Here is an 18143-nt window from a genome sequence, read left to right on the forward strand (position 1 = left end):
AGCTCGCTAATTTAGCACGATCGTACTATTATTCACGACACCCGCGCTATCGGTGTTGACGCTTATTGCCCGCATCGGCGCGCCGCGTGCCTGCCCGGGCTGAGCCAACCATAAAAAGGGAAGCACAATGGGCCGTTCGATCAACCTGGAAGGCAAGGTCGCGCTGATTACCGGCGCGTCCAGCGGTTTGGGCAAGCGTTTCGCGCAAGTGCTGTCGCAGGCGGGCGCCAAAGTGGTGCTCGCCAGCCGGCGCACGGAGCGCCTGAAGGAGCTGCGCGCCGAAATCGAGGCGTCGGGCGGCGCAGCGCACGTCGTTTCGCTCGACGTCACCGATTACCAGAGCATCAAAGCGGCGATCGCGCATGCGGAGACCGAAGCGGGTACCATCGACATCCTCGTGAATAACTCGGGCGTGTCGACCACGCAAAAGCTGACGGAAGTGACGCCCGCGGACTACGAATTCGTGTTCGGCACGAACGTGCGCGGCGCGTTTTTCGTCGCGCAAGAGGTCGCCAAGCGCATGATCATGCGCGGCAACAGCAACAGCGCGGCCAAGCCGGCCTATCGCATCATCAACGTGGCGTCGGTGGCAGGCTTGCGGGTGTTTCCGCAGATCGGCCTCTACTCGATGAGCAAGGCCGCCGTCGTGCAGATGACAAAGGCGATGGCGCTCGAATGGGGCCGACACGGCATCAACGTCAACGCGATCTGCCCGGGTTATATCGATACCGAGATCAACCACCACCACTGGAAGACCGAGCAGGGGCAAAAGCTCATTTCGTTGCTGCCGCGCCGCCGCGTGGGCTCGCCAAACGATCTCGACGGTCTTTTGCTGCTGCTCGCCGCCGACGAATCGCAGTTCATGAACGGCTCGGTCATCTCGGCGGACGACGGTTTTTCGCTTTGAACTTTTTAGCGCACGCAATGACCACGCATAACGATTTCCACACCGTCTTCGAACTTTCCATGCCGATCCGCTGGGGCGACATGGACGCCTTCGGGCATGTCAATAACACCGTCTATTTCCGCTACATGGAGCAGGTGCGTATCTCGTGGTTCGAAGAGATCGGTCTCGTCGGCGGCAATGGCGACGGGCAAGGGCCGGTGATCGTAAACGCGTCGATGGAGTTTCTGAAGCAGCTTCAGTATCCCGGCGACGTGATCGGGCGCATGTCCGTCGGCAAGCCGGGGCGCAGCAGTCTCGATACGCGCTTCGAGCTGTATCGCGCCGATGAACCCGCCGCACTGTATGCGCGCGGCGCAGCGAAAATCGTCTGGATCGACTACGCGGCGGGCAAGTCCGTGCCGCTGCCGGACATGTTGCGGCAGATCATCGAGACCGCCGCGCCCGTCGCGCCGTAAAGCGCGCAGGTCAGGTGCCGAGCAGCCGTTGCAGCAGTTCGGTCGCATTGCCCGTGTCGTACTTTCTCATGAGCCGCGCGCGGTAGATATCAACCGTCCGCGGGCTGATATCGAGCACGCGACCGATCTGCTTGCTCGTCTTGCCCGTCACGAGCTGCGCGGCGATCTCGCGCTCGCGCGGTGTCAATTCGATCGCGACCCGCCGCGTCGCGCTCAAGTCCTCGAATGTCCAGACGCCCGCCGCGTGAGGCGCGGTCCGGTCGAGCGCGCGGCCGGTGACGTGACACCAGAACAGTTCGCCGTTCTTGCGCTTCATGATGCGGTCGTCGCTGTACGTGCCTTCCTTGCTGATATGCGCGGCGATGCGCTCGCCGATGCGCGCGAACTCGTCCGGCGAGGGATACAGCACCTCGAACGACTTGCCGATGAGCGCCTCGTGCGTGGAACCGAAGATCGCGCAAAGCTGCTCGTTGCAGTCTTCGATGGTGCGCTCGCGCGAAAGCACGAGCCCGACGGGCGCAAGTTGAAACGCGGTTAGATAATCCAGTGCACGCATGTGAGATCGGGCGCGCGGCGCCTTGCGTTTCGCGGCGAAAAGCGCCGGGAACCAACGCGCGCGGGCAAAGACTTATGTATTTTTGCGTATTGTGCCGGATCATCGGCACAAAGTACGCTTGTGCCACGTCAAAAGGCCGCGCGATGCGCTCGAACAGTGCATCGGCGGCATCAAAAAACCGATTTTCAGTTGGTTTCAACATGGAAGGGACACACAGATGAACAAGGTCTATCCCAGCGCGAAAGCCGCGCTCGAGGACATCGTCAAGGACGGGCAGACGTTCGCCGTCGGCGGTTTCGGGCTGTGCGGCATTCCCGAAGCGCTCATCGCCGCGCTGCGCGATACGGGCGTCAAGGGCATCACCTGCATCAGCAATAACGCGGGCGTCGACGGCTTTGGCCTCGGTCTCTTGCTCGAGACGCGCCAGATCAAGAAGATGATTTCGTCGTACGTCGGCGAAAACAAGGAGTTCGAGCGCCAATACCTCGCCGGCGAACTCGAGCTCGAATTTACGCCGCAGGGCACGCTCGCCGAGAAGCTGCGCGCGGGCGGCGCGGGCATTCCGGCGTTCTTCACGAACACCGGTTTCGGCACGGTGATCGCGGAAGGCAAGGAAACGCGCCAGTTCGGCGAGAACCATTACGTGCTCGAGCATTCGCTCACGGCAGACGTCGGTCTCGTCAAGGCATGGAAGGCCGATAAATCCGGCAACCTGATCTTCCGGCGCACCGCGCGCAACTTCAACCCGATGTGCGCGATGGCCGGCAAGATCACCGTGGCCGAAGTGGAAGAAATCGTCGAGACGGGCGAACTCGATCCGGACGCGATCCATCTGCCCGGCATCTACGTGCAGCGCCTCGTGCTGAATGCGCAGCCGGAAAAGCGCATCGAACAGCGCATCGTCCGCGCGAAAGGAGAGTAATCATGGCTTGGACTCGTGACCAGATGGCCGCGCGCGCGGCGCAGGAACTGCAGGACGGCTTCTACGTGAACCTGGGTATCGGCTTGCCGACGCTCGTCGCCAATCACGTTCCGGACGGCATGGAAGTGTGGCTGCAGTCGGAAAACGGTCTGCTCGGCATCGGGCCGTCGCCGTATGAAGACGAAGTCGACGCCGATCTCATCAACGCCGGCAAGCAGACCGTGACGACGCTGCCGGGCTCGTCGATCTTTTCGTCGGCGGATTCGTTCGCGATGATCCGCGGCGGCCACATCAACCTGGCGATCCTCGGCGCAATGCAGATCAGCAAGAAGGGCGATCTGGCCAACTGGATGATCCCCGGCAAGATGATCAAGGGCATGGGCGGCGCGATGGACCTCGTCGCCGGCGTGAAGAAAGTCGTCGTGCTGATGGAACACGTCGCGAAGGGCGACCAGCACAAGATCCTCGAAGAGTGCTCGCTGCCGCTGACGGGCGTGGGCGTCGTGGATCGCATCATCACCGATCTCGGCGTGATCGACGTCACCGACAATGGCCTCAAGCTCGTCGAGCTGGCCGACGGCGTGACGGTCGAGGAAATTCAGAAGAAGACGGGCGCGCCGCTCGATGTCACGAGCGTGAAGTGATAGCGGCGTGACACGAACGCCGGTTCTCTCGGCGTGAGCGCGAACACGGGCGGGCGAAGCTTTCGGAGCTTCGCCCGCTTTGCTTTTGCGGGTTTCGCCCGCATCTGTGCACGCGGGAAGGGGTCGTCCGTTCGGCATAGGCCCGCTCGATCCGGTGAGATGCGCTTTACAATCGTTTCGACACTTCCACGAGGACCTCTCCATGACCGCATCCATCGTCGCCGAAGCCGTGCATTCCGATCTGAGCGAGCCGCGCCAGCGCTTCGTGCAATGCGCGAGCCCGGCGGGTCTGCATCGCATCGCCTATACGGAGTGGGGCGATCCGGCCAATCCGCGCGTGCTGCTGTGCGTGCACGGCCTGACGCGCTCGGGACGCGACTTCGACAAGCTCGCGCAAGCGTTCGCGCGGGACTATCGCGTGGTGTGTCCGGACGTGGTCGGGCGAGGACTGTCCGACTGGCTCGCGGATCCGCGTTACTACGGCGTGCCGCAGTATGTCGCGGACGTGGTCACGCTGATCGCGCGGTTGAACGTCGAGACGGTGGACTGGTTCGGCACGTCGATGGGCGGTCTCATCGGCATGGCGCTCGGCGGCTTGCCGAACACGCCGATCCGAAAGATGCTGCTCAACGATGTCGGGCCGCATATCGAACCGGTCGCGCTGCAGCGTATCGGCGAGTATCTCGGCAAGCCGGCGCGTTTCGCATCGCTCGACGAAGGCGTGCGGCACGCGGCGGCGCTCGCGTCGTCGTTCGGGCCGTTGACCGACGAGGAGTGGGCGGGCATCAACACGCCGCTCCTGCACGAGCGCGACGGTGCGTGGGGCTTTCGCTACGACCCGGGCATCGCGACGCCGTTCACGTCGGCCACCGATGAGCAGAATGCGGCCGGCGAGGCGTTTCTTTGGCGCTCGCTCGCGTCGATCAGGACGCCGGTGCTCGTCGTGCGCGGCGAGAGCTCGGATTTGCTGTCGCGCGAGACGGTCGCGCAAATGGTCGAGAAAGGTCAGGCCGTGACGAGCGCCGAGATCCCGGGCGCGGGTCACGCGCCGGCCTTTCTTGTCGAAGATCAAATCGCCATCGCCAGGGGGTTCTTTCTCGGCGAGGACGCGAGCGGGGCATAATGTTGGACTGAACATAAGGTGCTTGCGCGCCGCTTGCGCTTCTTTTCTCACCATCACCGATCAGGAACAAACAATGGCAGTCATTCGTCATCACGTCGGGCCGCGCCTTTCCGAAACCGCGATCCACAACGGCACGGTGTATCTCGCGGGCCAGATCGCCGAGGACACGGACCAGGACATCACCGGTCAGACGCGCGAAGTGCTCGGTCACATCGACCGCCTGCTCGAAGAGGCGAACAGCGACAAGTCGCACTTGCTGTCGGTGCAGATCTATATCTCGGACATGATCCATTTCCCCGGCATGAACGCCGTGTGGGACTCGTGGGTCGCGGAAGGCAACACGCCGCCCCGCGCCACCGTCGAGGCGAAGCTCGCCAATCCGGCGTGCCTCGTGGAAATCGTCGTGATCGCCGCACAGCGCAACTGAATCGAGTCGTCTGAAGTATTGGCATCGCCCGAATGACCGAGACCGCCGTCCCCACCGAAACGTTGCCCGAGCCGTCCATCGACGACGCGCTCGCGTTCGTGCGCGAGCACGCGAAGGACGCGCGCGTCTCGACGGGCGAACTGCTCGCGGACCACGCTGCCGGCACCGCGCGCATCATGCAGACGCTCAACGTCGATTCGCACGCGGTCGCCGCCGCGGCGCTCTTCGTGCTGGCGCCGCATCTCGACGATCCGGAGAAGGTGATCGCGGAGCGCTTCGGCCCGGAAGTGCAGCGGCTCGTCGGCGATGTGCGCAAGCTGTTGCGGCTTGGTTCGGTCAGCTCGCGCGCGACGCTCGCGGAACTGCCTGAAAACACGCGCGACGCGCAGGCCGCGCGCCGTGCGCAGGTCGAAGCGTTGCGCAAGATGTTGCTTGCGTTCGCGCAGGACATTCGCGTGGTGCTGATCCGGCTCGCCTCGCGCGTGCAGACGCTGCGCTACTACGCCGCGCACAAGATCGAACCGTCGCCCGACGTGCCGCGCGAGACGCTGGAGATTTACGCGCCGCTCGCCAACCGGCTCGGCATCTGGCAACTGAAGTGGGAACTCGAAGACCTGTCGTTTCGCTTCGAAGATCCGGTCACGTACAAACGCATCGCGAAGCTGCTCGACGAGAAGCGCGTCGAGCGCGAGACCTATGTGACCGAGGCCATCGCTCGTCTGCAGAAGGAACTGGAAACCGCGCACATCAAGGCGGACGTCAGCGGACGGCCGAAGCACATCTACAGCATTTGGAAGAAGATGCGCGGCAAGCAGCTGGATTTCGCCGAACTGAACGACGTGCGCGCATTTCGCGTGATCGTCGGCGACATCAAGGATTGCTACACCGTGCTCGGCATCGTGCACAACCTGTGGCAGCCGGTGCCGCGTGAGTTCGACGATTACATCTCGCGTCCCAAGCCCAACGGCTACAAGTCGCTGCATACGGTCGTGATCGGCGACGACGGGCGCGCATTCGAAGTCCAGATTCGCACGTACGAGATGCATCAGTTCGCCGAGTACGGCGTGGCCGCGCACTGGCGGTACAAGGAAGCGGGCGCGCGTGGCTATGCGGGGCAGGTGACCGCGAGCGAGAAATACGACGAGAAGATCGCATGGTTGCGTCAGCTTCTCGCGTGGAAGGACGACGTCGAAGGCGAGCATCCCGGCTGGCAGCATCTGCGCGACGCGACGCTCGACGACGACCATATCTACGTGCTGACGCCGCAGGCGCGCGTGATCGCGTTGCCGCAAGGCGCGACAGCCGTCGATTTCGCATATCACCTGCACAGCGAGCTCGGACATCGTTGTCGGGGCGCTCGCGTCGATGGCGCGATGGTGCCGCTCAACACGCCGCTGCAAAACGGACAGACGGTCGAGATCGTCGCGGTGAAGGAGGGCGGTCCGTCGCGCGACTGGCTCAATCCGCAGCTCGGCTATCTGCATAGCGCCCGCGCGCGGCAGAAAGTGCGCTCGTGGTTCCTCGCGGCGGATGCGGCGGAGAACATCGCGGCCGGACGGAGCATCGTCGAGAAGACCTTGCAGCGCGAGGGAAAGACATCGGTCAGTCTCGAACAGCTCGCGGCCAAACTCGGCTTCAAGGCGCCCGAGGAGCTTTACGCACTCGTCGCGAAGGACGAGTTCAGTCTGCGCAACATCGAGCAGGCGCTCTCCGATGCGCCGCCGCCCGAGCCCGAACCCGAAGCGCCCGAGCAGTTCGAGAAGCGCAGCAGCGGGCAAAGCGTGGCGCACGGAGCGTCGACGGGCGTGCTCGTCGTCGGTGTCGATGCGCTGCTCACGCAACTCGCGCGTTGCTGCCGCCCGGCGCCACCCGATCCGATCGCGGGATTCGTCACGCGCGGCAAAGGCATGTCGGTGCACCGGACCGATTGCGAGACGTTCAAGCGCATGGCCGAGCGCTCGCCCGAACGCGTGCTGCACACGACTTGGTCCGCCGAGGTGATGAACGGGCGTGGCTCGTCCGTTTATCCGGTGGACCTTTCGGTTGAATCGGCGGATCGCCAGGGCTTGCTGCGCGACATCTCCGAAGTGTTCGCGCGCGAGAAGATCAACGTGATCGGCGTGAAGAGCCAGAGCCGCAGGAATGTCGCGTATATGCAGTTCACCGTGGAAGTGTCGAGTGCAGCGCAGATTCAACGCGCATGCACGCTGCTCGGCGAAGTGCAGGGCGTGATTCGCGCTTCGCGTCGCGCGTAGCATTTAGAAGGGATTGAACGGATTGGCGAATATTTTCGATTTTTCTGAAGATAAGCACTTGCCAACATCTGAAACACTCCATATAATCTCACTTCTTTCAGGCTCGTAGCTCAGCTGGTTAGAGCACCACCTTGACATGGTGGGGGTCGTTGGTTCGAGTCCAATCGAGCCTACCAACGAAAACGAAATCCAGCGGACTTCGGTTCGCGGGGTTTCAAACCGCAAGAAGCGCGCAGCGCAAAAGGCGAAAAAACATGGCACGTCGAACGTTGACCGAAACAACTTCGGAGCGACGCTAGTCGAGGACCATATTCGCCTTCTGCCAAATTGTTTCGCGGTATGTGTGAAAAGTGAATGCGGCCCCTCGATAGCGGGGCCGCATTTTTTTTGTCTTGCGATTTTCAAAACGAAATCGCGTGGCAATGCTTAATCGAATCGCCCGGCATGTGCCGGCGTCTTGGAGAACGATATGGTTTCGGTACGTTTGCCTGATGGGTCGGTCCGACAATACGACCACCCGGTGACCGTCGCGGAAGTTGCGGCATCGATCGGCGCGGGCCTCGCCAAGGCGGCGCTCGCCGGCAAGCTCAACGGCGAACTCGTCGACACCTCGTTTCTGATCGACAAGGATTCGTCGCTCGCGATCGTCACCGACAAAGACCCGGAAGGCGTCGATGTCGTGCGTCACTCGACCGCGCACTTGCTGGCCTATGCCGTGAAGGATCTGTTCCCCGAGGCGCAAGTAACCATCGGGCCGGTCATCGACAACGGCTTCTACTACGATTTCTCGTACAGCCGTCCGTTCACGCCCGAAGATCTCGAAAAGATCGAGAAGCGCATGCAGGAGCTCGCGAAGAAGGACGAGCCGGTGTCGCGCCGCGTCGTCTCGCGCAACGAGGCCGTCGAGTACTTCAAGAGCATCGGCGAGGCGTACAAGGCCGAGATCATCGAATCGATTCCGGAAAGCGACGAGATCCGGCTTTACGCGCACGGCAATTTCATCGACCTGTGCCGAGGCCCGCACGTGCCGTCCACCGGCAAGCTCAAGGTTTTCAAGCTGATGAAAGTCGCGGGCGCGTACTGGCGCGGCGATTCGAAGAACGAGCAACTGCAGCGCATCTACGGCACCGCGTGGACCAAGAAGGAAGACCAGGAGCAGTACCTCCACATGCTGGAAGAAGCCGAGAAGCGCGATCACCGAAAGCTCGGCAAGCAGCTCGACCTGTTCCATCTGCAGGACGAAGCGCCGGGCATGGTGTTCTGGCATCCGAAGGGCTGGTCGCTATGGCAGCAGGTCGAGCAGTACATGCGTCGCCGCGTGAACGAAGCCGGCTATCTCGAAATCAAGACTCCCATGGTGATGGACCGTTCGCTGTGGGAAGCATCGGGGCACTGGCAGAACTATCGTGAAAACATGTTCACGACCGAGTCGGAAAAGCGCGACTACGCGATCAAGCCGATGAACTGCCCGGGCCACGTCCAGGTGTTCAATCACGGCTTGCGCTCGTACCGCGACTTGCCGCTGCGTTACGCGGAGTTCGGTTCGTGCCATCGCAACGAGCCGTCGGGCGCGCTGCACGGTCTGATGCGCGTGCGGGGCTTCGTTCAGGACGATGCACATATCTTCTGTACCGAAGATCAGTTCATCGCGGAATCGATCGCGTTCAACACGCTCGCGATGAGCGTGTATAAGGATTTCGGCTTCGATCACATCGACATCAAGCTGTCGCTGCGTCCGGAACAGCGCGCCGGCACCGATGAAACCTGGGATCGCGCGGAGCAGGGCCTGCGCGAAGCGCTGACCGCGTGCGGCCTGCAGTGGGAAGAGCTCGCGGGCGAGGGCGCGTTTTACGGTCCGAAGATCGAGTATCACATCAAGGATGCGCTCGGCCGCTCGTGGCAATGCGGCACGCTGCAGCTCGACATGGTGCTGCCGGAGCGTCTCGGCGCGGAGTACGTGGCGGAAGACAACAGCCGCCGCCGTCCGGTGATGCTTCATCGCGCAATCGTCGGATCAATGGAGCGTTTCCTCGGCATTCTGATCGAGCATCATGCCGGCGCAATGCCGCCGTGGCTCGCGCCGATCCAGGCCGTTGTGCTGAATATTGCTGAAAGTCAGGCCGAATATGCCGGAAATCTGGCTCAATCGTTGCAAAAACAAGGGCTTAGAGTAGAGTCCGATTTGCGCAATGAGAAGATTAGCTATAAAATACGCGAGCACACGCTGCAAAAGGTGCCGTATTTGCTGGTCGTCGGCGACAAGGAGCGTGATGCACAAACCGTAGCCGTGCGTGCTCGTGGCGGTGTCGATCTGGGCGTGATGCCGGTCGACGCATTCCTCGAACGTCTGCAGCAGGAAGTGCGGGCGTTCAAGTAAGTCACTCGCAGCGCGGCTTGTTTTTTCATTTTTAGAGGAAACGTAACATCGCTACTGATAAGTCGTCACATCGCATCAACGGTGAGATTACCGCGCCGGAAGTGCGTTTGGTCGGAGTGGACAACGAGCCGCTCGGAATCGTGAAACTGGCCGAGGCGTTCCGTCAATCGGAGCAACTCGACGTGGATCTCGTCGAAATCGCGCCGCAGGCTTCGCCGCCTGTCTGCCGTTTGATGGATTACGGCAAGTTCAAGTATTCGGAAGCGAAGAAGCAGCACGAAGCGAAGTTGAAGCAGAAGATCGTGCAGGTGAAGGAAGTCAAATTCCGCCCCGGCACGGATGACGGTGACTACAACGTCAAGCTGCGCAACCTCACGCGCTTCCTCGAAGACGGCGACAAGACGAAAATCACGTTGCGTTTCCGCGGTCGCGAAATGGCGCACCAGGAAATCGGCATGCGTATGCTCGAGCGCCTGAAGTCCGATCTGGACGAATATGGCCAGGTTGAGCAGATGCCGAAGATGGAAGGGCGTCAGATGATCATGGTGCTTGCCCCGAAGAAGAAGGGCAAGTAACCGAACAGCAGTAGGGCGATGGATCGCGCGCCGTCGAAAGGCGGTCGGCGCGGCATTGCCGGCGGTTTCAGGCCGGCGTCATTTCGGTGACGCCGGTCATGAAAAGCGGCGGTTCTTCACCGAACCGTTCGCACACAAGTGGAGCGTGGGTTTCGAAGGGCGGGAAGGGGTTCGCGGGCAGTATCGGCGGATCATCCGCACACCCATGACCATCTAATAAACTGGAGTTGTTTCATGCCGAAGATGAAGACCAAGAAGAGTGCTGCAAAGCGCTTCGTGGTGCGTCCGGGCGGTACCGTTAAGCGCGGTCAGGCCTTTAAGCGCCACATTCTTACCAAGAAAACCACCAAGAACAAACGCCATCTGCGTGGCGCCACGGCCGTTCATGATTCCGATCTGAACTCCGTCCGCGCAATGCTGCCGTTCGCCTAACCTCATCTAACTTAAGGAGAGCAACATGCCTCGAGTAAAACGTGGGGTTACCGCACGGGCCCGTCACAAGAAGATCATCCGTCTGGCCAAGGGTTACCGCGGCCGTCGCAATAACGTCTATCGCATCGCCAAGCAGGCGGTCATGCGCGCAGGCCAGTACGCCTACCGCGATCGCCGCAACAAGAAGCGTGTGTTCCGCGCACTGTGGATCACGCGTATCAACGCGGCGGTGCGTCAGCACGACATGACCTACAGCGTGTTCATCAACGGCCTGAAGAAGGCTTCGATCGAACTCGACCGCAAGGTTCTGGCTGACATGGCTGTGTTCGACAAGGCTGCTTTTGCTGCGATCGTGAAGCAGGTGAAAGCCGCCGTTGCAGCCTAATTGCGAAATTAGTACTGCGTGGTTCGCCTCCTCGTCGCCGCATCGTAGAAATACGTTGACGGCGGCGCGAAGGCAGAAAACGGGGCTCTCACCGAGCCCCGTTTTTGTTGGTCGGACGGTTTTGCGCATCTCATGCCCATCGTGGAGCGTGGATGAGCAAAACCGAACCTCAGATTGAATTTCGACGCTAAAAGATGGGATCAATGGATCTGGACCAGATTGTCGCCGACGCGAAAAGCGCCTTTGAACACGCCGCCGATACCACCACGCTCGAAAACGAGAAGGCACGGTTCCTCGGCAAGTCCGGCGCGCTGACCGAATTGCTGAAGGGATTGGGCAAGCTCGATCCGGAAGCGAAGAAGACAGAAGGCGCGCGCATCAATCAGGCAAAGCAGCAGGTTGAAGCCGCGCTGAACGCGCGCCGTCAGGCGCTGGCGGACGCGCTGCTGAATCAGCGTCTCGCGTCGGAAGCCATCGACGTCACGCTACCGGGACGCGGCGCGGGTGCGGGCACGCTGCATCCGGTGATGCGTACGTGGGAGCGCGTCGAACAAATCTTCCGCACGATCGGTTTCGATGTCGCCGACGGTCCGGAAATCGAGACCGACTGGTACAACTTCACGGCGCTGAACAGCCCGGAGAACCATCCGGCGCGCTCGATGCAGGACACGTTCTACGTCGACGGCAAGGACGCGGATGGCCGTCCGCTTTTGCTTCGCACGCATACGAGCCCGATGCAGGTGCGCTACGCGCGCATGAACAAGCCGCCGATCAAGGTGATCGTGCCGGGCCGCACGTATCGCGTGGACAGCGACGCCACTCATTCGCCGATGTTTAACCAGGTCGAAGGCCTGTGGATCGAAGAGAACATCAGCTTTGCGGATCTGAAGGGCGTCTACACCGATTTTCTGAAGAAGTTCTTCGAGCGCGACGACATTCTCGTGCGCTTCCGTCCGTCGTATTTTCCGTTCACGGAGCCGTCCGCCGAGATCGACATGATGTTCGAACACGGCAAGAACGCGGGCAGATGGCTGGAAATCTCAGGTTCGGGGCAGGTGCATCCGACCGTCATCCGCAACATGGGCCTCGATCCGGAGCGCTATATCGGCTTCGCGTTCGGCAGCGGCCTCGAGCGCCTGACGATGCTGCGCTACGGGGTGCAGGATCTGCGTCTGTTCTTCGAGAACGATCTGCGTTTCCTGCGTCAGTTCGCGTAAAGCACTTAGCGCCCGCGGCGATCGCTTCTCGATAAGCGGCGATCGTGAGACTCCAAACATTTCGAACGTAGACACACATGCAATTCCCAGAATCCTGGCTCCGCAGTTTCGTCGATCCCAAGCTCTCCACCGACGAACTCGCGCACGCGCTGACGATGGCCGGCCTCGAAGTCGAAGACCTGCGCCCGGTCGCGCCGCCGACCACGAAGATCGTCGTGGGCCAAGTGCTCGAAGTCGCCAAGCATCCGAACGCCGACAAGCTCAACGTCTGTCAGGTCGATGCGGGCACGGGCGAGACGCTCAATATCGTGTGCGGCGCGCCGAACGTGTCGCCGGGCATCAAGGTGCCGGTCGCGCTGATCGGCGCCGTGCTGCCGCCGGCCGAAGCGGGCGGCGAGCCCTTCGCGATCAAGCCGACGAAGCTGCGCGGCGTCGACAGTCAAGGCATGCTGTGCTCCGCACGTGAGCTCAAGCTGTCGGACGATCACAGCGGTCTCTTGATCCTGCCGACCGATGCGAAGGTCGGCCAGGACATCCGCGAGGCGCTCAATCTCGGCGACACCGTCTTCGAAATCAAGCTCACGCCGAACAAGGCAGACTGCCTGTCGGTGTTCGGCGTTGCGCGCGAGACGGCAGCGATCACCGGCGCGCCGCTCAAGCAACCGGACATGCCGGCCGTCGAAACGAAGCTCGACGAAAAGCTGCCGGTCAAGGTGCTCGCGCCCGATCTGTGCGGGCGCTTCTCGGGCCGCGTGATTCGCGGCGTGAACGCCCGCGCGAAGACGCCGCAATGGATGGTCGAGCGTCTGGAACGTGCGGGCCAGCGCAGCATCTCCGCGCTCGTCGACATCTCCAATTATGTGATGCTCGAACTCGGCCGTCCGACGCACGTGTTCGATCTCGACAAGATTCACGGCGCGATCGAAGTGCGCTGGGGCAAGAAGGGCGAGTCGCTGAAGCTCCTGAACGGCAACACCGTCGAGCTCGATGAAACCGTCGGCGTGATCGCCGACGATCGTCACGTCGAAAGTCTCGCGGGCATCATGGGCGGCGACAGCACGGCCGTCTCGCTCGACACCACCAACATCTATCTCGAAGCCGCGTTCTGGTGGCCGGACGCGATCCGCGGCCGCGCGCGCAAGTACAACTTCTCGACCGATGCGGCGCATCGCTTCGAGCGCGGCGTCGATTATTCGACGACCGTCGAGCATATCGAACGCATCTCGCGCCTGATCCTCGACATCTGCGGCGGCGAAGCGGGTCCGGTCGACGATCAGATCGTGAACGTGCCGGATCGCAATCCGGTGTCGATGCGCGTGTCGCGCGCGCATCGGATCATCGGCGTAGAGATCGGCGCGGAAGAGATCGCGCAGATCTTCACGCGTCTGAACCTCGCGTTCGAGCGCGACGGCGACACCTTCAAGGTCACGCCGCCGCCGTATCGCTTCGATATCGAGATCGAGGAAGACCTGATCGAGGAAGTCGCGCGCATCTACGGTTTCGAGAAGATTCCGGCGCGCCCGCCGGTCGCGCGCAGCGAGATGCGCATCACGAACGAAACGAAGCGCTCGATCCATACGCTGCGCCACGAAGTCGCCGCGCGCGACTACTCGGAGACGGTGAACTTCAGCTTCGTCGACGCCGAGTGGGAGAAGGACTTCGCCGGCAACGATAATCCGATCAAGCTGCTGAACCCGATCGCGAGCCAGCTCTCGGTCATGCGTTCGACCATGTTCGGCAGCCTGATCGAAGTGCTGCGTCATAACCTGAATCGCCGCGCAGACCGCGTGCGCGTGTTCGAAGCGGGGCGCGTGTTCCATCGCGACGCAACGGTTAAAGCGGGCGAACTGACGGTCGAAGGCTTCGCGCAACCGAAGATGATCGGCGGGCTCGCGTATGGTCCGGTGGTCGAGGAACAGTGGGGCGTGGCCACGCGCAACGTCGACTTCTTCGACGTGAAGGGCGATGTCGAAGCGCTCTTCGCGCCCGTCGTGCCGCGCTTCGTTAAGTCGGAGCATCCGGCGTTGCATCCGGGACGCAGCGCGCGCATCGAGGTGGCGGGGCGCGCGGTCGGCTGGATCGGCGAACTGCATCCGCGCTGGCTGCAAAAGTACGACCTGCCGAACGCGCCGATCGTCTTCGAAATCGACGCCGACGCGTTGATGGATCGCGCATTGCCGGCGCCGTCCGAAGTGTCGAAATTTCCGCCGGTGCGTCGCGATATCGCGATTGTCGCGGATCAAAACGTGGCGGTTCAGGCGCTGCTCGACGAGCTCGAAAGCGCGCGCGCGGAAGCGGCGTGCAGGTACGTCACGAAGGTTGCCCTTTTCGATGAATTTCGTCCAAAATCAAATACTTCCGGTGGCTTGGGAGCGCATGAGAAAAGTCTTGCCTTCCGTGTAACGTTGCAAGATACTGGCGGCACGCTTCAGGACGAAACGGTCGATACGGCTATCAAAACGCTGGTGGATCGCCTGGCTCGAGTACACGGCGCGCGGTTGCGCGGATAGCCTTCAGTTGGCCCTTTCCGTCTTAATCGCCAAGTCTTAAATATGGCAAGCGCCGTTTTACCGATATGAACCAAATGAACTCGAGTGATTTCGAAGCCCTTCTTTCGGCGCAGCGTAGCGCCATGACCCGAGATATTCCGACCTCGAGCGCGCCCGGCGATACGCCGACGCTCACCAAAGCCGAGTTGGCGGAGATGCTGTTCGACCATGTCGGTCTGAACAAGCGCGAAGCCAAGGACATGGTCGAAGCCTTCTTCGAAGTCATCCGCGATGCGCTGGAAAGCGGCGAGAGCGTCAAGCTTTCCGGCTTCGGCAATTTCCAGTTGCGCGACAAGCCTCAGCGTCCCGGCCGCAATCCGAAGACGGGCGAGGCCATTCCTATCGCCGCGCGGCGGGTCGTCACGTTTCATGCAAGTCAGAAGCTGAAGGCGCTGGTCGAAACGGGAGCGGAGACCGATCTCACTCGCTGATTTCCCGGTGGCGCGCGAATGACTCGCGCGTCGCGTTGCTTGGCCACCGCGCTTCAATCGACATCACTTATAACGATGGTTGATCGACGATGGAAAAAGTCGTCTTGCCTCCGATCCCCGCCAAGCGATACTTCACGATTGGCGAAGTCAGCGAGTTGTGCGGCGTCAAGCCTCACGTGCTGCGCTATTGGGAGCAGGAGTTCACGCAGTTGAGGCCGGTCAAGCGGCGTGGCAATCGCCGCTACTATCAGCATCACGAAGTCTTGTTGATTCGGCGCATCCGCGAGTTGCTGTACGAGCAGGGCTTCACGATCAACGGGGCGCGTAACCGGCTCGATTCGCAGGGACGTGCAATCGACGACGATGCGGACATGGCCGAGACGCAAGTGTCGGCGCAGGCTCAACCGGGCGTCGATGTCGAGCAGTTGCGCAAGGATATTCTTCAGGTGATCGATCTTCTCGGCGAATGAACGCCGTCCGATTCAAAGTCCCGATGCCGCGAGTTCTCGCGGCATTTTTTTTGTCCGTCCCACGCTGTAATTACCGGATGCGTCGCAAGGCATCGTGGCCGCCGATGTAGCGAAGATGTACCAGCCGCCGTCGAGGAGTCGATGACCGGACAGACCCTGCCCGCGGTTAAGACTTGACGCCTACGCGGAAGCGTTTTTTCGGGCCGGCTGCTTGCGAGGCCGGCAACTTGGTCTTGACCGACCAATAGACGATACTCGGTCCGACGCCCCATGGCGGATAGATGCGCCAGTCATCGACGCCATGGTGGAAGAAGTAAAGCGCGAAGCATCGGCCTGGTCTCGACGCGCGAACGGAGACATAGCGGCTGCCGCCGGGATAGATGCGCCCGAAGCGCGTGACGCGCGCGCCGCTTCCCGGACCGAACCATCTCGCGACTTCCGCGCGCAGGGCGGAGCAGGTTTGGCCGCATCGGCTGCGCCGCGCTCTGGCGGACGCTGGGACAGACAAAGGCATGGGCGCCGTTCCTTATGTGTCACCTTAAGATTAGGGCTTAAATTACTGACACACAAGTGTTTTTTGGGCTTTTACGTCTGAATATTGGCGGACGGCGCCGCGTTTTTGCGCGCGTGTCGTCCATGACGAATGGCTTCAGACGGTCATGCCCATCGTCGCGGCCGTTTTGGTCAGCGCTTCTTCATCGGCGCCGACTTTAAGCATTGCATCGGCGAGGTGGTAGTCGAGCTGCGCACGCCCTTGGAGAAACGCGGGCGATGCGTCATCGATGACCCGCGAGGGGCCAAGAAAAAAGGCTCTCCGGCAGAAGCCGGAGAGCCTTCAATTTCTGGTCGGGGCGAGAGGATTTGAACCTCCGACCACCTGCACCCCATGCAGCAACGTTCAGACGATTTAAGTCTTTACGCTCAATGGGTTGCAAACCAGCTTTCTAAGGAAATGCTCAAGAAGTGAGCAAGCTCTGGCGCGGCTCTGCGGCCAGTCAGCCACAAAATATTAGAAAAATTTCAGGCGGATTTTAGCGCGGGAAGGGCCAGGCGGATAGTCGAAACGGGCACTTCGCGCTGCTTGATGTAGCCCGCGGTCGTCGATCGATCGGTGTGCGCTGCGGCGGCCTGAAGGGCGTCGATGTCGTACCCGGCCTTCTTCGCATCGGTGAGTGCTTTCGCGCGGATGTCCTTGATCGTGTACGGCGCTTTCGCGAGGCCAACGCGCTCCATTGCGCCTTCCCATGCGTCGCGCACCGACTGATCCGTTTTCGCGTTGCCGCGCTTATCTCGGATGACATACGTCTGCCCGAACGCGGGTTCGAGCAGCTTCGCGCGCTGGAGCACGGTGTCGATTTCTGGCGTGATCGGCCAATCGACCATCTCGCCGCTGGAGTCCTCCGTCTTGGACGGCACGAAGTGAATCACGCCGTTCTCGCGGTCGACGTAGCTGCAGCCCAACGGATTACTCTCGTCGACCGACCAGCGCAGATTGCGGATCTCGGTAGAGCGTTGCGCGGTGAGATAGCAGAGATCGATGAAGCACTGCATCATCGGGCCGGTCGGGACGGCTGCGCGCTTGCCAGTGTTCGGGTGCGGCTTCGAGAGCATCAGCGCGTCGCGGATCGCGAGGAATGCCGCGTCGGGGATGTAGACCTTCCGCGTCTTCGGCTTTTTCACCTCGACCTCGCGGCACGGATTCACCTCGATCTCGCGCTTGCGCACGGCCCAGCCGCAGAACTTCGAAAGCCACGCCTTCATCGCGCGCTGCGTCGGCAGCTTGTCCGGCCAGTTCGTCGTCAAGAACTCTTCGACGGCGGCCGCGTCGAGCTGCTGTACGTCCCAGTCTCGGAAGTAGCTGCGCACGCCTTCGCCGCGGCGCGTCCACTCGTCCCGGAACGTCTCGGCATACTTGCCTGCCGTCTTGTCCATGTACTCTCCGACGAGGCGCGGCATGTTGCCCGAGCCGATGGACGGCTCGAACTTGCGCTTCTCTTCGATGAGTCGCTCCAGCATGCGCCGCTCGCCCTCGTCGGCGCGGCACAGCTTCAGCCACTTGTTGTCCTTCCGCACCCAGTAGAACGAGCCTGCCTTCTGATAGACGCGGTTCGGCAGGCCGTCGATGCGATCGCGGCGGCGCGCCATCATGCGGCAGCCTTACGAAGGGGATAGACACGCGGCTTTGCAGCCGCTGCGGACACATCTCCCGCGAGGCCGGCGCGCTTCGCGCTGAGCGCTTCGAATGTCTGCCACGTCATCACAATCGCGCCGTTGCCGTCGCGCGGCACGTCCACGCCAAACGTCGTCTTGAACCACTCTGCCTGCTTCGAATAGCGCGTCTTCCCGGTGACTCGCTTCAGGTCGGCCAATTCCATCAATCGGCTATGCATATGGGCACTCCAGGTATTCGCGCGAGAC

18 protein-coding genes and 1 tRNA gene are annotated in these 18143 nt (G+C 61.8%); 16 read left to right on the forward strand and 3 right to left on the reverse strand.

Annotation, left to right across the window (positions count from 1 at the left end; genetic code table 11):
* Window positions 1–127 precede the first annotated feature (127 nt).
* Window positions 128–907 carry an SDR family oxidoreductase gene (locus tag NCT05_RS06540; protein WP_008350325.1) on the forward strand — a complete coding sequence of 260 codons (780 nt, stop codon included), beginning with the start codon at window positions 128–130 and terminating at the stop codon, window positions 905–907.
* Window positions 908–924: 17 nt separating this feature from the next.
* Window positions 925–1362 (forward strand): acyl-CoA thioesterase, encoded by a 438-nt coding sequence (locus NCT05_RS06545; protein ID WP_008350323.1) that lies wholly within the window; start codon window positions 925–927, stop codon window positions 1360–1362.
* A 10-nt stretch (window positions 1363–1372) separates the two neighbouring features.
* Here the strand turns inward: NCT05_RS06545 and NCT05_RS06550 are convergent, their stop codons facing one another.
* The gene (locus NCT05_RS06550; RefSeq protein WP_250496800.1) at window positions 1373–1918 is read right to left on the reverse strand and encodes a LuxR C-terminal-related transcriptional regulator; all 546 of its coding nucleotides are present in this window, start codon (window positions 1916–1918) and stop codon (window positions 1373–1375) included.
* A gap of 217 nt (window positions 1919–2135) precedes the next feature.
* On the opposite strand from NCT05_RS06550, the gene NCT05_RS06555 reads away from it, so the two are divergent.
* The 14 genes from NCT05_RS06555 (at window position 2136) to NCT05_RS06620 (ending at window position 15725) form a co-directional block, all read left to right on the forward strand.
* Window positions 2136–2840: a CoA transferase subunit A gene (locus NCT05_RS06555; protein WP_008350318.1), complete on the forward strand. Its 705-nt coding sequence runs from the start codon at window positions 2136–2138 to the stop codon at window positions 2838–2840.
* 2 nt (window positions 2841–2842) lie between these two features.
* Complete coding sequence (locus tag NCT05_RS06560; protein WP_008350316.1) at window positions 2843–3484, forward strand: CoA transferase subunit B; 642 nt, start codon at window positions 2843–2845, stop codon at window positions 3482–3484.
* Between the two features lie 202 nt (window positions 3485–3686).
* Entirely contained in the window at window positions 3687–4607 is a 921-nt protein-coding gene (locus NCT05_RS06565) for an alpha/beta fold hydrolase (RefSeq protein WP_250496801.1), read from the forward strand.
* Window positions 4608–4680: 73 nt separating this feature from the next.
* Window positions 4681–5034, forward strand: a complete 354-nt coding sequence (locus NCT05_RS06570; protein WP_008350311.1) for a RidA family protein — start codon at window positions 4681–4683, stop codon at window positions 5032–5034.
* A gap of 32 nt (window positions 5035–5066) precedes the next feature.
* Complete coding sequence (locus NCT05_RS06575; protein WP_034472050.1) at window positions 5067–7289, forward strand: RelA/SpoT family protein; 2223 nt, start codon at window positions 5067–5069, stop codon at window positions 7287–7289.
* A gap of 99 nt (window positions 7290–7388) precedes the next feature.
* A tRNA-Val gene (locus NCT05_RS06580) sits at window positions 7389–7465 on the forward strand.
* Window positions 7466–7758: 293 nt separating this feature from the next.
* Window positions 7759–9666 carry a threonine--tRNA ligase gene (gene thrS, locus NCT05_RS06585; protein ID WP_008350308.1) on the forward strand — a complete coding sequence of 636 codons (1908 nt, stop codon included), beginning with the start codon at window positions 7759–7761 and terminating at the stop codon, window positions 9664–9666.
* Window positions 9667–9713: 47 nt separating this feature from the next.
* Window positions 9714–10241, forward strand: coding sequence for a translation initiation factor IF-3 (gene infC, locus NCT05_RS06590; protein ID WP_075583511.1), 528 nt, complete (start codon window positions 9714–9716; stop codon window positions 10239–10241).
* A gap of 234 nt (window positions 10242–10475) precedes the next feature.
* On the forward strand, window positions 10476–10673 hold the full coding sequence (rpmI, locus tag NCT05_RS06595; protein ID WP_004191477.1) for a 50S ribosomal protein L35: 198 nt from the start codon (window positions 10476–10478) through the stop codon (window positions 10671–10673).
* A gap of 25 nt (window positions 10674–10698) precedes the next feature.
* Window positions 10699–11058, forward strand: a complete 360-nt coding sequence (gene rplT, locus NCT05_RS06600; RefSeq protein ID WP_008350196.1) for a 50S ribosomal protein L20 — start codon at window positions 10699–10701, stop codon at window positions 11056–11058.
* A 203-nt stretch (window positions 11059–11261) separates the two neighbouring features.
* A complete protein-coding gene (pheS, locus tag NCT05_RS06605) occupies window positions 11262–12275 on the forward strand; it encodes a phenylalanine--tRNA ligase subunit alpha (RefSeq protein WP_034472047.1) in 1014 nt (337 codons plus the stop codon).
* 77 nt (window positions 12276–12352) lie between these two features.
* Window positions 12353–14785, forward strand: coding sequence for a phenylalanine--tRNA ligase subunit beta (gene pheT / locus NCT05_RS06610; protein WP_250501929.1), 2433 nt, complete (start codon window positions 12353–12355; stop codon window positions 14783–14785).
* Between the two features lie 65 nt (window positions 14786–14850).
* Window positions 14851–15255, forward strand: coding sequence for an integration host factor subunit alpha (locus tag NCT05_RS06615; protein WP_008350190.1), 405 nt, complete (start codon window positions 14851–14853; stop codon window positions 15253–15255).
* A gap of 89 nt (window positions 15256–15344) precedes the next feature.
* On the forward strand, window positions 15345–15725 hold the full coding sequence (locus tag NCT05_RS06620; protein WP_250501930.1) for a MerR family transcriptional regulator: 381 nt from the start codon (window positions 15345–15347) through the stop codon (window positions 15723–15725).
* Between the two features lie 1020 nt (window positions 15726–16745).
* On the opposite strand, the gene NCT05_RS06625 is transcribed toward NCT05_RS06620, so the two are convergent.
* Both NCT05_RS06625 and NCT05_RS06630 read right to left on the reverse strand, forming a co-directional pair.
* Window positions 16746–17873: a tyrosine-type recombinase/integrase gene (locus NCT05_RS06625; protein WP_250501931.1), complete on the reverse strand. Its 1128-nt coding sequence runs from the start codon at window positions 17871–17873 to the stop codon at window positions 16746–16748.
* Entirely contained in the window at window positions 17870–18100 is a 231-nt protein-coding gene (locus tag NCT05_RS06630; protein WP_250502039.1) for a DUF4224 domain-containing protein, read from the reverse strand. Before NCT05_RS06630 ends, NCT05_RS06625 begins: the two co-directional genes overlap by 4 nt.
* Between the last annotated feature and the right edge of the window lie 43 nt (window positions 18101–18143).

Source organism: Caballeronia sp. AZ7_KS35, assembly GCF_023631045.1.
GTDB classification, from domain to species: Bacteria; Pseudomonadota; Gammaproteobacteria; order Burkholderiales; family Burkholderiaceae; genus Caballeronia; species Caballeronia zhejiangensis.

Excerpts from the sequence above, each read along its gene's own strand:
- NCT05_RS06550 (WP_250496800.1), bottom strand. The coding sequence starts at position 1,918 with ATGCGTGCACTGGATTATCTAACCGCGTTTCAACTTGCGCCCGTCGGG.
- rplT (WP_008350196.1), top strand. The coding sequence starts at position 10,699 with ATGCCTCGAGTAAAACGTGGGGTTACCGCACGGGCCCGTCACAAGAAG.
- NCT05_RS06545 (WP_008350323.1), top strand. The coding sequence starts at position 925 with ATGACCACGCATAACGATTTCCACACCGTCTTCGAACTTTCCATGCCG.
- thrS (WP_008350308.1), top strand. The coding sequence starts at position 7,759 with ATGGTTTCGGTACGTTTGCCTGATGGGTCGGTCCGACAATACGACCAC.
- NCT05_RS06620 (WP_250501930.1), top strand. The coding sequence starts at position 15,345 with ATGGAAAAAGTCGTCTTGCCTCCGATCCCCGCCAAGCGATACTTCACG.
- NCT05_RS06575 (WP_034472050.1), top strand. The coding sequence starts at position 5,067 with ATGACCGAGACCGCCGTCCCCACCGAAACGTTGCCCGAGCCGTCCATC.
- NCT05_RS06540 (WP_008350325.1), top strand. The coding sequence starts at position 128 with ATGGGCCGTTCGATCAACCTGGAAGGCAAGGTCGCGCTGATTACCGGC.
- NCT05_RS06570 (WP_008350311.1), top strand. The coding sequence starts at position 4,681 with ATGGCAGTCATTCGTCATCACGTCGGGCCGCGCCTTTCCGAAACCGCG.
- rpmI (WP_004191477.1), top strand. The coding sequence starts at position 10,476 with ATGCCGAAGATGAAGACCAAGAAGAGTGCTGCAAAGCGCTTCGTGGTG.
- NCT05_RS06630 (WP_250502039.1), bottom strand. The coding sequence starts at position 18,100 with ATGGAATTGGCCGACCTGAAGCGAGTCACCGGGAAGACGCGCTATTCG.
- NCT05_RS06555 (WP_008350318.1), top strand. The coding sequence starts at position 2,136 with ATGAACAAGGTCTATCCCAGCGCGAAAGCCGCGCTCGAGGACATCGTC.
- NCT05_RS06625 (WP_250501931.1), bottom strand. The coding sequence starts at position 17,873 with ATGATGGCGCGCCGCCGCGATCGCATCGACGGCCTGCCGAACCGCGTC.
- pheT (WP_250501929.1), top strand. The coding sequence starts at position 12,353 with ATGCAATTCCCAGAATCCTGGCTCCGCAGTTTCGTCGATCCCAAGCTC.
- NCT05_RS06615 (WP_008350190.1), top strand. The coding sequence starts at position 14,851 with ATGAACCAAATGAACTCGAGTGATTTCGAAGCCCTTCTTTCGGCGCAG.
- NCT05_RS06565 (WP_250496801.1), top strand. The coding sequence starts at position 3,687 with ATGACCGCATCCATCGTCGCCGAAGCCGTGCATTCCGATCTGAGCGAG.
- pheS (WP_034472047.1), top strand. The coding sequence starts at position 11,262 with ATGGATCTGGACCAGATTGTCGCCGACGCGAAAAGCGCCTTTGAACAC.
- NCT05_RS06560 (WP_008350316.1), top strand. The coding sequence starts at position 2,843 with ATGGCTTGGACTCGTGACCAGATGGCCGCGCGCGCGGCGCAGGAACTG.